The 15,758-nt window shown below is 72.3% G+C and carries 4 protein-coding genes; all 4 read left to right on the forward strand.

Annotated elements, in window-relative coordinates; translation table 11 throughout:
- Positions 1-93: 93 nt before the first annotated feature.
- From ACFVX6_RS11755 to ACFVX6_RS11770, 4 genes are read left to right on the forward strand one after another with little or no spacing between them, the layout of a single operon-like run.
- Entirely contained in the window at positions 94-1,152 is a 1,059-nt protein-coding gene (locus ACFVX6_RS11755; protein ID WP_389690266.1) for an iron-siderophore ABC transporter substrate-binding protein, read from the forward strand.
- A gap of 2 nt (positions 1,153-1,154) precedes the next feature.
- The gene (locus ACFVX6_RS11760) at positions 1,155-2,942 is read left to right on the forward strand and encodes an ABC transporter ATP-binding protein (RefSeq protein WP_389690268.1); all 1,788 of its coding nucleotides are present in this window, start codon (positions 1,155-1,157) and stop codon (positions 2,940-2,942) included.
- Between the two features lie 57 nt (positions 2,943-2,999).
- Complete coding sequence (locus tag ACFVX6_RS11765) at positions 3,000-13,946, forward strand: amino acid adenylation domain-containing protein (protein WP_389690270.1); 10,947 nt, start codon at positions 3,000-3,002, stop codon at positions 13,944-13,946.
- The gene (locus ACFVX6_RS11770; RefSeq protein ID WP_389690272.1) at positions 13,933-15,636 is read left to right on the forward strand and encodes an ABC transporter ATP-binding protein; all 1,704 of its coding nucleotides are present in this window, start codon (positions 13,933-13,935) and stop codon (positions 15,634-15,636) included. The genes ACFVX6_RS11765 and ACFVX6_RS11770 overlap by 14 nt, the downstream gene beginning before the upstream one ends.
- Positions 15,637-15,758: the final 122 nt, after the last annotated feature.

Consider the following 15,758-nt stretch of genomic DNA (forward strand, 5'->3'; position numbering starts at 1 on the left):
TAACTTAGGCTAGGCTTACCTCACTTCCCCGGGGTACGGTTTGCCTGCCCTAAGTGGGGCCGCAGTGGACAGCACGAAAGCAAGGGATCCCGCATGCTCCTCGACCGAACGACACGTATGAAGCCCTGGCGGCAGCTGGCGGCAACCGTGTCCGCCGCGGCCCTCGGTGTAGGCCTCCTTGCCGGGTGCGGTTCCGACTCGGCCGACAAGGACAAGAAGGACGACAGCGCCAACGCCCCGGCCGCCACCGGTGCGTTCCCGGTCACCGTCGAGCACTTCTTCGGCTCCACCGAGGTCAAGAAGGCCCCCCAGCGCGTCGTCACCGTCGGCTACACCGACGACCAGAACGTCCTCGCGTTCGGCATCAAGCCGGTCGGCATGGTCGACCAGTACCCGAACCCGGCCGGTCAGAGCCCCGACATCAACACCCAGTGGCCCTGGGTGAAGGACAAGTGGGGCGAGACCAAGCCCGAGGTCATCATGAACAACGGTGACGCCGGCCCCAACTTCGAGAAGATCGCGGCCCTGCGCCCCGACCTGATCATCGCGGTCTACTCCGAGGTCGACCAGGCCGCCTACGACAAGCTGTCGAAGATCGCCCCGACGGTCGGCCGCACCAAGACCGAGAAGGAGCCCTTCAGCGCTCCGTGGCAGGACAACGCCCTCCAGATCGCCAAGGCGGTCGGCAAGGAGACCGAGGGCAAGGCGATGGTCCAGGGCATCCAGGACAAGCTCGCCGCGGTCAAGACGGCGCACCCCGAGTTCGCCACCCAGACGGCCGTTGCGGTGTCCTGGTACAAGGACGCGGTCAACCCCTTCACCACCACCGACGTGCGCGGCCAGCTCCTGACCGGCATGGGCTTCAAGGGTCAGACCGAGCTCGACAAGATCTCGGACGGCAAGTTCTCCTTCGCGCTCTCCCCGGAGCGCATGGACCTCATCGACGTCGACCGCGTCTTCGTCATCAACGACAAGGCCGACACGGACGCGCTGAAGAAGTCCGACCTGTTCGCCAACCTGAAGGTCACCAAGGCCAACAAGGTGTCCTACCTGCTGGACAGCGAGGGCCCGGCCGCCGGCGCCGCCATGTCCCAGGCCACCCTGCCGGCCCTGCCGTTCGCCATCGACGAGCTCGTCAAGTCGGTCGGCTAGGTGTGAGCACCACGGACATTCGGGTCGCCCCGGCAACCCTGCGTACGACGACCGGACGTGAAGCAGCCCGATGGGTCGCGGCGAACTGCCGCACGATGCCCTGGCTGACGTCCGGCGCCGTACTCAGCACGGTCGCCGGGGCGGCTCTCCAGATGCTCCCCGTACTACTGCTCGGCCAGGTGGTCGACGCAGTGACCGAGGGGGAACCGCGCTCGGTCCTGATCACGATCGGGGCGTGGATGGTGGCCGCCGCGCTGCTCGGCGCGGCGGCCACCGCCCTGTCCGCCTACCTGATCGGGCGGCTCGGCGCCGACCTGCTCGCGCACCTGCGCGAAGGTGCCGTACGGGCCGTGCTGGGCATGCCCAGCGCCCGGGTCGAGCAAGTGGGCCGCGGAGACGTGCTCTCCAGGGTCGGCGACGACGTCGCCGTCCTGTCCAAGGGCATCCGCTCGGCCATCCCCACGGTGTTCTCCGCGGGGATCCTGGTGGCCATCGCCACGGTCGGCATGTTCGGCCTCGACTGGCGGCTCGGGCTGGCCGGCGCGTGCGCGCTGCCGGCCTACGCGCTGGCCCTGCGCTGGTACCTGCCCCGGTCCGCCCCGCTCTACCGCAAGCGCGCGGTGGCCCAGGCCGAGCGCGCGCAGGCGCTGATCAGCGGTCTGAACGGCATCGAGACGGTACGGGCACACCGCCTGGAGGAGGCCTTCCGCGAGAAGGTCTCCGACGATTCGCGGCGGGTGCGGGACCTCGGCATCGAGGTGTTCCACTTCTTCGGCCGGTTCGTCGGCCGGGAGAACCGCGCGGAGTTCATCGGCCTGGTCCTGATCCTCGTGGTGGGCTACGCCCTGCTGGAGACCGGCTCCGCCACCCTCGGCGAAGTGGCGGCGGCGCCGCTGGTGTTCCACCGCCTGTTCACCCCGCTGGGCGCGATCATGTTCACCTTCGACGAGGCCCAGAAGTCGGGCGCGAGCCTGACCCGGCTCGTCGGGGTGCTGGCGGAGTCCACGGAGGACCGGCTGGTGGGCGATGCGACCGCCGCGCCGGCGGGCGAGGAGCCGTACCCGGTGACGGTGAAGGGGCTGACGTTCCGTTACCCCGGAGCCGAGGAGCCGGTCCTGAGCGATGTCAGCCTGACGATCCCGGCGGGCGGCTCGCTGGCCCTGGTGGGCGCGACGGGCGCCGGCAAGACGACCCTGGCCGCGCTCATCGCCGGCATCGGGACCCCGGAGGCCGGGTCGGTGCGGATCGGGTCGACCGACCTCGCCGATCTGGACGAGGCCGCGGCGAGGGCGCTGGTGAGCATCCTGACCCAGGAGACGCACGTGTTCTCCGGGCCGCTCGCCGATGACCTGCGACTGGCCGCGCCGGAGGCGACCGACGCCGAACTGCTGGCCGCGCTGGGCACCGTAGGGGCGGCCGAGTGGGTCGATGCGCTGCCCGAGGGTCTGAACTCCGCGGTCGGCGAGGGCGGTGCCCGGCTGGACGGTACGAAGGTCGCCCAGGTCGCCCTGGCCCGGCTGGTGTTGGGCCGGGCGCCCGTGGTGGTGCTCGACGAGTCGACCGCGGAAGCGGGCAGCGAGGGCGCCGCCGAGCTGGAACGGGCCGTACTGGCCGCCTGCGCCGGGCGGACCACCCTGTTCGTGGCCCACCGGCTGACCCAGGCGGTGGCCGCCGACAGGATCGCGGTGCTGGATGCGGGACGCGTCGTGGAGCAGGGTACGCACGAGGAGTTGGTGGCCCTGGGCGGCCGCTACGCGCGACTCTGGCGGGCCTGGAGAGACGCTAGTTAGGCCACCCTAATTTAGGTTAGGCTAGCCTTCGTACCTTGGAAGGGTGTTGAGTCTTCAATGATGGAACCGAGCGCTCGTCTCGTGCTGATCTCTCCTACGCGCCTGGCAGACGTGCGCCGGCGTACCGGCGGATACTCCGACCGGACCATCGCCGAGGCCTGTGCCATCGGACTGTCGTACTGGGCGACGGGCGTCAGCCCCGACGGAATCGACCTGACCCCCGGCACGCTCTTCGCGGACGTCCTCGGATGGGTCGACAACGGCGGTACGGCACCAACTGGTTGGGAGGCCGGCGAAGCCGCCCCTGACGGCTGGGCCATCGCGGTCCCCGGGAGCGTCCTGCAGTCCGACGCCCAGCTCGCGCTGGACGACCTGGCGGACTTCCCCGACCGGCCCCTCGGCACCATCAGCCCGACCGGCGTGGCGGAGCGGCTCAAGACCCTGGCCGAGTGGAACGACAACGCTGCGGACCGGGTCCGGCCGACCATCGTGGAGATGTTCCGCGAGCAGGCGCGCCTGCGGCCGGACGCGGTCGCCATCATCGACGAACACCGCTCGCTGACCTACCGCCAGGCGGCGGAGCTGTCCGCGCAGCTGGCCCACCACCTGATCGGACGCGGACTCGGCTCCGAGCAGGTCGTGGGCATCTCGCTGGGCCGCTCCGCCGACATGGTGATCGGCCTCCTCGGCGTGCTCCAGGCCGGCTGCGCGTTCGTCCCGCTCGACCCGCAGTGGCCCGCCGCGCGCCGCGCCGTCGTCATCGACGACGCGCGGGTCGTGGTGCAGCTCAACGACTCCGGCGAGCACGACCCCGCGGAACCGGCCGCCGTCGCCGTCGACCTCGACGACTGGCGGTACGCCGACCAGCCCGCCGGAGACACCGGAATCACCGCGCACGGCAACGCCCTGGCCTACGTGATCTTCACGTCCGGTTCGACCGGCCGCCCCAAGGGCGCGATGATCCGCCACGAGGCGATCAGCGAACGCCTGCTGTGGCAGGTCAACGAGATCCTGGGCTTCGGCCACGACGACGCCTCGCTGTTCAAGGCACCGCTGTCCTTCGACATATCCATCAACGAGATCTTCCTCCCGCTGGTGTGCGGCGGCCGCCTCGTCGTCCTGCGCCCCGGCGGCGAACGCGACCCGCACCACCTGCTCGGCGTCATCGCCGAGCACCGCGTCACCTTCACCTACCTCGTCTCCTCGATGCTGGACGTCCTGCTGGAGATCGCCGGCGACTCCGACCGCCTCGACAGCATGCGCCACGTGTGGTGCGGCGGCGAGGTGCTCACCCCGGAGCTGTACGAGCGGTTCCGCACCCGGCTCGACATCCCCATGTACCACGGCTACGGCCCGGCCGAGACGACCATCGGCGTCTCCCACGTCATCTACCGCGGCGAAGCGGAACGCCTGTCCACCTCGATCGGCAAGGCCAACCCCAACACCCAGCTGTACGTCCTCGACGACGAACTGCGGCCCGTCCCGGTCGGCGTCGGCGGCGAGCTCTACGTCGGCGGCTTCCTCCTGGGCCGCGGCTACGTGGGCGCACCCGGACTGACCGCGTCCCGGTTCGTGGCGAACCCCTTCGCCGACGACGGCTCCCGCCTCTACCGCACCGGCGACCTCGCCCGGTTCGCCCCCGACGGCTCGCTGGACTTCCTCGGCCGCGCCGACAACCAGATCAAGATCCGCGGCATGCGCCTCGAGCTGGAGGACGTCGAGGTCGGCCTCGCGGAGCACCCCGCGGTACGGCACACCTGCGTCATCGCGAAGAAGAACAGCGCGGGCGGCACCTACCTCGTGGGGTACGTGATCCCCGCCGCCGGCAGCGAACAGCTGCGGGCCGACGAGGTCAAGGCCTGGGCCACCGAGCACATGGTCGAGTACATGGTGCCCGCCCACATCGTCGTGATGACCGAGTTCCCGCTCACCGCGAACGGCAAGCTCGACCGGCGCGCCCTGCCCGAACCCGAGATCGTGACCGGGACGTTTCTCCGGCCCTCCACCGACGAGGAGCGCGCCGTGTGCGCGGCCGTCGCCTCCGTGCTGCGGCTGGAGGAAGTCGGCGTCGACCAGGACTTCTTCCAGCTCGGCGGAGACAGCATCCTCGCCATCTCGCTGCTGAGCGCCCTGCGCGAGGCGGGCCTCTACGTCACCGCGGGGCAGATCTTCGCCAACAGCGTCCTGGGCGCACTGGCGGCGGTGGCCGGCCGCGAGGACGTGGCCCGGGTGGACCACGCCGACGTCGCGACCGGTCCCGTACCGGGCTCGCCCATCGTCCAGTGGCTGGGCCGGACCACGGACGCGATCGACGGATTCGTCCAGGCGGTCGTACTGAACACCCCGGCTGACCTCACCGCCGACGCCCTCGGCCCGATCCTCGACTCCGTCGTCGCCCGGCACGACATGCTGCGCGCCCGGCTCGTACGCGGAGACCGCTGGAGCTTCGACATCCCGGAGGCCGACGGAGCCGCGGCCGACTGGCAGGAGAGCGACGGGCCGCTCGACGCGTGCGTGGCCCTCGCCACCGAAGGACTGGACCCGGACGGCGGCGTGATGCTGCGGGCCGTCTGGCGCCGCGAGGCCCGCCAGCTGGTCCTGGTCGCCCACCACGTGGTGGTCGACGGCGTGTCCTGGCGGGTGCTGATGGAGGACCTGGCCACGGCATGGCGCCAGTTCTCCGCGGGCACGGAGATCGAACTGCCCCCGGTGGGCACCTCGTTCCGGCGCTGGACCCAGCTCCTGGGCAGCGCGGACTTCGACGCCGACCGCGCCCACTTCGAGCGCCCCCTGCCGGGCCCCGACGCGCCCCTGGGCCGGCGGGCCCCGTCGGAAGCCGACACCGTCGAGCGGGAGCGGCACCGGATCTTCACCGTGGGCTCCGAGGCCACGGCCGCGCTGCTGGGCGAGATCCCCGCGAAGTTCCACGCGGGCGTCAACGACGTCCTGCTGACCGCGCTCGCCGTCACCCTCGCCCGGTGGCGCCGCGGCCGCGGCCAGGAGCAGACCTTCGCGCACATCGAGCTGGAGGGCCACGGCCGCGAAGGCCGCCACGTGGCCGGCGCCGCGGGCATCGAGCCGGAACTGTCGCGGACCGTCGGCTGGTTCACGACGCTGTTCCCCGTGACCGTGGACCCCGGCACGACCGGTGACTTCACCGACCCCAGCTACCTCGCCGCCGCACTCAAGGCGGTCAAGGAAGACCTCGCCCGCGTACCGAGCAACGGCGTCTCCTACGGCGCCCTGCGCTACCTGGCCGACACACCCTTCACGGCCCCGGCGCCCCAGGTCCTCTTCAACTACCTGGGCCGCTTCGACGCGGGCGCGTCGGGGGACTGGCAGCTCTCCGGCACCACCGGTCAGCTCGGCGAGAAGCGCGACCCGAGGATGCGCCTGCCGCGCGCCCTGGAGTTCAACGCGATCGCCGAACCCTCCGCCACCGGCGCGTACGAACTCGTCACCACCCTCTCCTGGCCCGACGGGATGTTCACCGACGAGGACATCGAGGCGATCGGCGGGTACTTCCAGGCGGCCCTCACCGCCCTGGCCGCACTCGACGAGGGCGGCCACTCGCCCAGCGACTTCCCGCTGGTGCGGCTGACCCAGGCCGACGTCGACGCGCTGGACGGACCCGCGCTGCGCGCCGTCCTCCCCCTGACCCCGCTCCAGGAAGGCCTGTACTTCCACTCGGTCTTCGACGACGACTCCGCGGGCAGCTACGTCGAACAGCAGCTGCTGACGCTGGAGGGCGCGCTCGACCCCGCCCGCCTCGCGACCGCGGCCACCCGGCTGCTCACCCTGTACCCGAACCTGGCCGCACGGTTCACGGCCCTCGCCGACGGCCGCGTCGTCTCCGTACTGGAAAGCGGCGCCGAGGCGCCCTTCACCACCCTCGACCGGCCCGGCATCACCGAGGCGGAACTCCACGAACTCGCCGAGCGGGACCGCCGCGCCGGATTCGACCTGGCCACCGGCCCGCTGATGCGGTTCACGCTGGTCCGCGACCCGGAATCCGGCCGCAACGTCCTCGTGCAGACCGTCCACCACATCATCGCCGACGGCTGGTCGGTGCCCCCGATGCTCCGCGCGCTGCTCGCCGAGTACCACGCGCCGGGAAGCACCTACCCGCTGAGCGGCTTCCCCGACTACGTCGGCTGGCTCGCGGAGCGCGACGCCGACGAGAGCGACCGCGTGTGGGGCGCCGAACTCGCCGAGCTGCCCGGCCCCTCGCTGGTGGCCAGGGAGCACACCCCGTCCGACCGGTTCGCCGACACCTCGGTGGAACCGGCGGACGACATCGACGCGGCCGCCCGGACGGTCGGCGTACCCCTGAGCGTGGCCGTGCACAGTGCCTGGGCGGTGACCCTGGGCGGGATCCTGCACTCCGCCGACGTGGTCTTCGGATCCACGGTCTCCGGCCGCGACGCGGACGTCCCCGGCATCGAGGACATGGTCGGCCTGTTCATCAACACCGTCCCGCTGCGTGCGCGGTGGACCGCCGACACCACGGCGCGCGAACTGCTCACCTCGGTGCGCGAGCACCAGGGCGCGGTCCTGCCGCACCAGCACGTCTCGCTGGCACGGATCGGCCGGCTGGCCGGCGTCGGCTCCCTCTTCGACACCCTCGTGGTGTTCGACGTGGCCACCGACGTGGCCGCCCTGCGCCGCACCGGCGACACCCTCGCCGTCACCGGCCTCGTCAACGAGGGAGCCCCGCACTACCCGCTGACCCTGGTCGTGGAACGGGCACTCGACGGGCGCCCGCGCTTCAACCTGATCTACGACGGCGAACTGCTCCGCGAAAGCAGCGCCCGCGACATCCTGAACCGGTTCACGCACACCCTCACCGGCCTGCTCACCCGGCCGGACGCCCCGGTCGGCGACCTGGCGCCCGAGGGCGGCAGGAGCCCCGCACGGATCACCCCGACCACCCTCGGCGCGCTCTTCGACGCCGCGGCGGACCGGGACCCGGCGGCCACCGCCGTCACCCAGTGCGCGCTCGACGGCACCACCCGCTCCCTGACCTACGGCGAACTCGCCGACGCGAAGAACGAACTGGCCGCCGCCCTGCGCGCGGCCGGGGTCCGGCCGGGCCGGCGCGTGGCCGTGGCCGTCCCGCGCACCATCGAGCAGGTCGTCGCCCTGGTCGCGATCGTCAGCGCGGGCGGCGCGTACGTCCCGCTCGACATGGCCTACCCCGACGACCGGCTGGAGTACGTCCTCGGCGACGCCGCCCCGCAGGCCGTCCTCGTGGACCCCGCTCAGCGCGAACGCTTCACCGCCCTGCTGGAGCGGGCGGGAGTCGCCGCCCGGGTCCTCGTACAGGGCGACGAACTACCGCAGGAGGCCGCCGAGACGGTCGGGGCCCCGGCGGACGAGGTCGCCTGGCACGACCCCGCGTACGTGATCTACACGTCCGGGTCGACCGGCAAGCCCAAGGGCGTCGTCGTCCCGCACTCCAGCGTGGTCGCGCTGCTCGCCAACACCCAGCCGGACATGGAGTTCGGCCCGGACGACGTCTGGGTCCAGTTCCACTCCTACTCCTTCGACTTCGCCGTCTGGGAGCTGTGGGGCGCCCTGGCGCACGGCGGCGAACTGCTCGTCCCCGACTACGGCCTGACCCGCTCCCCGGTCGACTTCCACCGGCTGGTCCGCGAGCGCGGAGTGACCGTGCTCAACCAGACGCCCTCGGCCTTCTACCAGTTCGTCGAGGCCGACCGGCACGCCGGTGAGCCCCTCCCCGCCCTGCGCCGCGTCATCTTCGGCGGCGAGGCGCTGGACCTCGGACGGCTGCGCGGCTGGGTCGAGCGGCACGGCGCCGCCTCGCCCGAGCTCGTCAACATGTACGGGATCACCGAGACCACCGTCCACGTGACCCACCGGGTGCTGACCGAAGGGGACTTCGCCTTCGGCGACGACGTGAGCCCCATCGGCGGACCCATCCCGGGCCTGGTCACCCACCTGCTCGACGACCGGCTCCGGCCGGTTCCGCCGGGGCAGGTCGGCGCCATCTACGTGGCCGGCGACCAGGTGTCCCTCGGCTACCTCGGGCGGCCGGGCCTCACCGCGGGCCGGTTCGTGGCGAACCCGTTCGCGAGCGACGGCTCCCGGATGTACCACACGGGCGACCTGGCCGTCCGTACCCTCGACGGCGAACTGGAGTTCACCGGTCGCGCCGACGACCAGGTCCAGCTCAAGGGCTTCCGCATCGAGCTCGGCGAGGTCGAGTCCGCGCTGCGGGACCTCGACGGCGTGGTCGACGTGGCCGTCACCGTCGCCGACAGCGGCGACCACCTGGTCGCGCACGTCGTGGGCCGGGTGCCCGGCGACCTCTCCGCCCTCCTCGCGGAGAAGCTGCCCGTGCACATGGTGCCGGGCCGGGTCCTGCCGGTGGACTCCCTGCCGCTGACCGTCAACGGCAAGCTGGACCGCAAGGCCCTGATCGCGGCGGCCGCACAGGACGACACCCCGGTGGCCGGCGATGCGGGCGGCGGTTCGCAGCTCGCCTCGCTGATCGGCATCTTCGCCGACACCCTGTCCCACCCGGCCGCCGACGCGGACACCGACTTCTTCGGCGCGGGCGGCGACAGCATCATCGCCATCACCGTGGTCAACCGCGCCAGGGCGCTCGGCCTGCCGATCGCACCCCGCGACGTGTTCCTCCTGAAGACGCCGCGCGCGCTCGCCGAGCTCCTGGGCACGCGTGCACCGCAGACCACGGCCTCCGCACCGGCGCCCGCGCGCCGCGAGGACGGCCCGCTGCCGCCCACGCCCATCATCCTGCGCCAGCGCGAACTGGGCGGCTCCCTCGCCCGGTTCGCCCAGGCCCGAACCGTCGAGGTGGCCGAAGGCACCGCGTTCGCCGACGTCGAGCGCGCCGCCAACGCCGTACTGGCCGCCCACCCGGCCCTGCGGATGCGCCTGCACACCGAGCACGGCGTGTGGACCCTGCGCACCGAGCCCGCCCGCGAGGCCACCGTCGTCCGCGCGGACACGGCCGACGCCACGGCCGCCGCCAACGAGGCCGCCGGACGGCTCGACCCCGAGACCGGGGAGGTCACCGCCTTCACCTGGCTCGCGAAGACCGGCACCCTGGTGGTCACCGTGCACCACATCGCGGTCGACTCGGTGTCCTGGCTGATCCTGCTGGACGACCTGGCCGCCGCCCTGCGCGGGGAGACCCTCGCACCGGCGACCACCTCCTACGCCGAGTACGCCGACGCGCTGACCCTGCGGTCCGCCGCCGGAGCCGACGACCTCGGGCACTGGGTCGACACCCTCCGGGCGCCCGCACTGCTGCCCGCGTCCGGCGTCCTGCGCGACACCACCGTGGTCCTCGGTCCCGAGGCCGGCGACCTGGTGACGCGCACCGCCCCCGCGGCGCTCGGCGTCGCGCTCACCGAGCTGCTGTGCGGCGCCCTGCGCACCGCCCTGACGCGGATCCAGCCGACGCCCACCGATCTCGCGATCGAGCTGGAGCGGCACGGCCGGGTGTCCGTACTGGAGCACCACGACTACACCCGTACCGTCGGTTGGTTCACCGCCATCGCGCCCGTCCGGCTCACCGCGCACACCGACCCCGTCGCGGCGGCCCGCGAGCTCGCGGCGCGCCAGCCGGACGAGTCCGGGCACCTCGCCTACGGCCGGCTCCGCTACCTCAACCCGCAGACGGCCCCGCTGCTGACCGCCCGCCCGCAGGTGCTCTTCAACTACCTCGGCCGGGGCAGCGAGTCCCGGGCCCTGCACATCACCGGCGGCGACCAGGGCAGCCCGTACGCCGTCGAGGTCAACGCCTGGACCGACGCGGCCACCGGCAGCCTGCACGCGACCTTCACCCTCGCCGAGGAGATCCCCGACGAGATCACCGCGCACTGGCTGCACGCCCTGGAAACCCTCGCGGAAGCCGCCGTGACGGCCGAGCGCACGGCGCCGGTCACCGCACTGCAGCGCGGCCTGTTCTTCCAGGCCCAGCTGGCGGGCACGGCCGGACACTACGTCGCACAGAGCTACTTCGCCCTCGACCACCGCCTCGACACCGACGCCCTGACCGAGGCCATGGCCGTGGTCATGGCCCGGCACCCCGTCGTCGGAGCCGGCTTCACCACCGACGACGACGGGAACCCCGTCCAGATCCTCAAGGCGGGCCGCCGGGTCGGCGTCCACACGGTCGAGCTGTCGACCGACGAGGAAGTCGAAGCCCTGCGCGTCCGGGACCGCAACACCGGCTTCGACCCGGCCGAGCCGCCGCTGATCCGGCTGACCGTGATCCGGCTGCCCGACGGCCGCGACGGCCTGCTCCTCAGCTACCACCTGCTGCTGTGGGACGGCTGGTCCCGCGCGATCGTGCTCCGCGACCTCTTCGAGGCCTACCGGGCCGTACTCGCCGGCGAGCAGCCGTCCACGACCCCGGCCGTACCGGGCTTCGAGGACCACGCCCGGGAGCTCGCCGCCAAGGATCCGGCCGTCTCGGAGCGGTTCTGGGCCGAGCACCTGACCGGACTCTCCGGCCCGACACTGCTCGCCGGACCGGCGCCGTCCCTCTCGGACGACCTGCCGCCCGCGCTCCTGCACACCCTGACCGCCGAGCAGTCGCAGCTGCTGCGGGAGACGGCCAGGGCGCACGGAGTCACGTTGAACTCGGTCCTCACCGGCGCCTTCGGCCTGCTGCTCGGCGCCCACACCGGCCGCAGCGACGCCGTGTTCGGCGTGACCGTCTCCGGCCGTGAGGGCGAGGGCCTGTCCGACATCGTCGGCGTGCTCCTCAACACCGTGCCCATGTGGACGCGGGCCAGGCCGCAGGACACGGTCGGGGAGTACCTGGCCTCCGTACAGGCGGCTCGGGTCGACGCGATGGAGCACGAGCACCTGGGGCTCGGCGAGATCCAGCGGGCCAGCGGACACGACACCCTCTTCGACAACCTGTTCGTGCTCCAGAACTTCCTGGACCTGGACGGGCTCGCCGAGATGAACGCCCGCCACGGCATCACCGAGGTGAAGTCGGACGACTCCACCCACTACCCCTTCACCTGGGTCGTCACCCCCGGAGACCGGCTCACGGTCAAGCTGGAGCACCGCCACGGCGACTCCGACAGCGCCCGCCGCCTCCTCGACGACTACGTCGGCCTGCTCCAGGACCTGGCCCGCTCCACCGGACCGGTGGGCGCGCTGCCCGGCCTCGGGCCGGTGCCCGGGCCGGCCGACCGCACCGACATCGGCACCGACACGGTGGTCGACCGCTTCGACCGGGCGGCGGACCGCGCACCCGAGCGGGTCGCGCTCGTCGCGCACGGCCGGAGCATGACCTTCGCCGAACTCCAGGACCGCAGCCGCCTGCTGGCGGGCGTGCTCGCCGGACGCGGCATCGGCCCGGAGAAGACGGTGGGCCTGGCGATCCCGCGCACGCTGGACTGGATCGTCGCGCTGTTCGCCGTACTGCGCACCGGAGCCGCGTACGTACCGCTGGAGCTGGACCACCCGGACGAGCGGATCGCCACGATCGTCGCGGACGCCCGGCCCGAGGTGATCCTCACCGTCAGCGCCGTCTCGCCCCGCCTGATCGGCGACCTGATCGAAACCGGCGACCTGATCGAGCTGGACCGGCCCCTTCCGGAGGCCGAGCCGCTCGTGACGTTCGCTACCGACGACCCCAACCGGCTGCGGTACCCGGCGTACACGATCTACACCTCCGGTTCGACGGGCAAGCCCAAGGGCGTCGTGACCGAGTACGCCGGACTCACCAACATGCTGATCAACCACCAGCGCCGCATCTTCGAACCGGTGCTGGCGGAGCACGGAAACCGGATCTTCAAGATCGCGCACACCGTGTCCTTCGCCTTCGACATGTCGTGGGAGGAGCTCCTGTGGCTCGCCGACGGCCACGAGGTGCACATCTGCGACGAGGAACTGCGCCGCGACGCACCCGGACTGGTCGACTACTGCCGCGAGCACGGGATCGACGTCATCAACGTGACCCCGACCTACGCGCAGCAGCTGGCGGCCGAAGGCCTGCTCGACAACCCGGACCGGCGCCCCGCGCTGGTGCTCCTGGGCGGCGAGGCGGTCACCCCGACCCTGTGGCAGCGGCTCGCCGAGACCGAGGGGACGGTCGGCTACAACCTGTACGGACCCACGGAATACACCATCAACACCCTGGGCGTGGGCACCTTCGAGTGCCAGGACCCGGTGGTGGGCGTGGCCATCGACAACACCGAGGTGTTCGTCCTGGACCCGTGGCTGCGGCCGCTGCCGGACGGGGTTCCCGGTGAGCTCTACGTCTCCGGCATCGGCATCGCCCGCGGGTACCTCGGCCAGCCGGCCCAGACCGCGCACCGGTTCGTCGCCTCGCCGTTCGGTGCGCCCGGCGAGCGCATGTACCGCACCGGCGACCTGGTGATCCGCCGGCCGGACGGGAACCTGATGTACCTCGGCCGCACCGACCAGCAGGTCAAGATCCGGGGCCACCGCGTCGAACTGGGGGAGGTGGAGGCCGCGTTCGCCGCGCACCCGGCGGTACGGTTCACCGCCGCGGTCGCCCAGCCCGACCCGCAGGTCGACGGCGCCTACCGGCTGGCCGCGTACCTCGTGCTGGGGACCGGCTCCGACCTGGCGGCGGTCGCCGCCGAGGTGGGCGCCGGACTGCCCGACTACCTGCGCCCGACGCACTACGCTCAGGTCGACGCCATCCCGCTCACGGTGAACGGGAAGGCCGACACCAAGGCCCTGCCGGAGCCCAAGCCGCTGGGCGCGCTGACCACTTCGGGCGAGCGCGGCCCGGAGACCGAGACCGAGGTCCTGGTCTGCGAGTTCTTCGCCGAAGCCCTGGACCTGGACGACGACGAGGTGAGCGCTGTGAGCGATTTCGCGTCACTCGGCGGACACTCCATGCTGGCCGTACGCCTGGTCGGACTCCTGCGCCGGGAATTCGGCCCCACGATCACCATCCGAGACCTGCTCACCCTGCGAACCCCCGAAGCGATTGCCCGGCACCTTGATGACAACTCCTGACGTCCAGAGATCCCGCCGCGCGGGATCCGACATCCTCCGGACCGCCATACGGCGCAACGTCGGCGCCATGGTCTGGGGCACCGTCCTCATGGGCCTGTACCAGGCGGGCGAGACGGCCTTCCCGATCGCGCTCGGCCTGATCGTCGACCACACGATGCGCGGGCGGAGCCTCGGGGCGCTCGCCCTCTCGATCGCAGCGCTGGCCGTGATCATCACGACGGTGTCGCTGTCGTGGCGGTTCGGCATGCGCATCCTGCAGAAGGCCAACACGACCGAGGCCCACCACTGGAGGGTGCGGGTCGCGTCCTGCGGCCTCCAGCCGGTGGCCCGGGACGTGGACCTCAAGTCCGGCGAGGTGCTCACCATCGCCACCGAGGACGCCGACCAGACCGCCGACATCGTCGAGGTCGTGCCGATGCTGATCAGCTCCTCGGTCGCGGTGCTGGTCGCGGCGGTCGCGCTGAGCCTGGCGGACCTGCGGCTCGGCCTGCTCGTCATGGTCGGAACGGTTGCGATCCTGTCGACCCTCAGCGTGATGTCGAAGCGGATCGGCAGCAGCACCCAGGAGCAGCAGGCCCGGGTGGCGAGGGCGGGTGCGAAGGTCGCCGACCTGATCACCGGCCTGCGCCCGCTGCACGGCTTCGGCGGCAACCACGCGGCCTTCCGGTCCTACCGGAAGGTCAGCACGGAGGCCAAGGAGCAGGCGATCACGGTCGCCAAGGTGAACGGCGCCTACACGGGCACCGCACTGGCCCTGAACTCGACCCTCGCCGCCGCGGTGACCCTGACCGCCGGCTGGCTGGCCTTCGACGGGCAGATCAGCATCGGTGAGCTCGTCATGGCCGTGGGCCTGGCGCAGTTCATCATGGAGCCGCTCCGGCTGTTCTCGGACATGCCCAAGTACGTGATGATGGCGCGCGCTTCGGCGGAGCGGATGGCCCTGGTGCTGTCCGCCCCGCCGGTGGCGGCCCCGGGGACGGCCCGTCCGGCACCCGGCGGGGACCTGGAGATCGACTGCGTCCGGTACGAGTCCCTCCAGGGCCTGAAGTTCCACGTCCCGGCGGGCCAGTTCACGGCGATCGCGGTCTACCAGCCGCGGGCGGCGGCCGAACTCGCCTCGATCCTGGCGGTGAACGTGCCGCCGACCGCGTACGGCGGCACCGTGCGGCTCGGCGGGCAGGACCTCGCGGACCTGTCGGTCGAGGCGGTCCGCGAACTGATGCTGGTGAACCCGTACGACGGGGAGATCTTCGCGGGAACCCTCCGTACGAACATCGACCCGTCGGGCACCAGCCGGACGGTGCCCGAGGCCGTCGAGGCGTCCATGCTGACCGATGTCGTCGCCCTGCACCGCCAGGGACTCGACTACGAGGTCCGCGACCGCGGTTCGAACCTCTCCGGCGGGCAGCGCCAGCGGCTCTCGCTGGCCCGGGCGCTGGCCGCGGACTCCGACGTACTGGTGCTGCGGGACCCGACCACCGCCGTGGACGCGGTCACCGAGCAGCTCGTCGCCCGCAAGATCGCGGAGCTGCGCCGGGGCCGCACCACCGTGGTCATCACCAGCAGCCCGGCCCTGCTGGACGCGGCCGACCGGGTCCTCGTCCTGGATGACGGGGTGGTCACGGCCGAAGGGACGCACCGTCACTTGCTGGCCAACGACCCGGCGTACTGCGCGGCGGTCACGCGGTGACCTTGTGAGCCGGTGAACAGACGGGGGCCAGGGTGGCCGGCGCTTGCGCCCGGGCACCACGCCCCCCGCGGTTGCACGGCCGCAGGGGGGTTGGGCCGTGGGCCCGTGGGGGGGGGGGCCCG

The organism is Streptomyces sp. NPDC058289 (assembly GCF_042880975.1).
In the GTDB taxonomy this organism is placed as follows: domain Bacteria; phylum Actinomycetota; class Actinomycetes; order Streptomycetales; family Streptomycetaceae; genus Streptomyces; species Streptomyces stoeckheimensis.

Coding starts and splice junctions, on each gene's coding strand:
- ACFVX6_RS11765 (WP_389690270.1), top strand. CDS start 3,000: ATGATGGAACCGAGCGCTCGTCTCGTGCTGATCTCTCCTACGCGCCTG.
- ACFVX6_RS11755 (WP_389690266.1), top strand. CDS start 94: ATGCTCCTCGACCGAACGACACGTATGAAGCCCTGGCGGCAGCTGGCG.
- ACFVX6_RS11770 (WP_389690272.1), top strand. CDS start 13,933: ATGACAACTCCTGACGTCCAGAGATCCCGCCGCGCGGGATCCGACATC.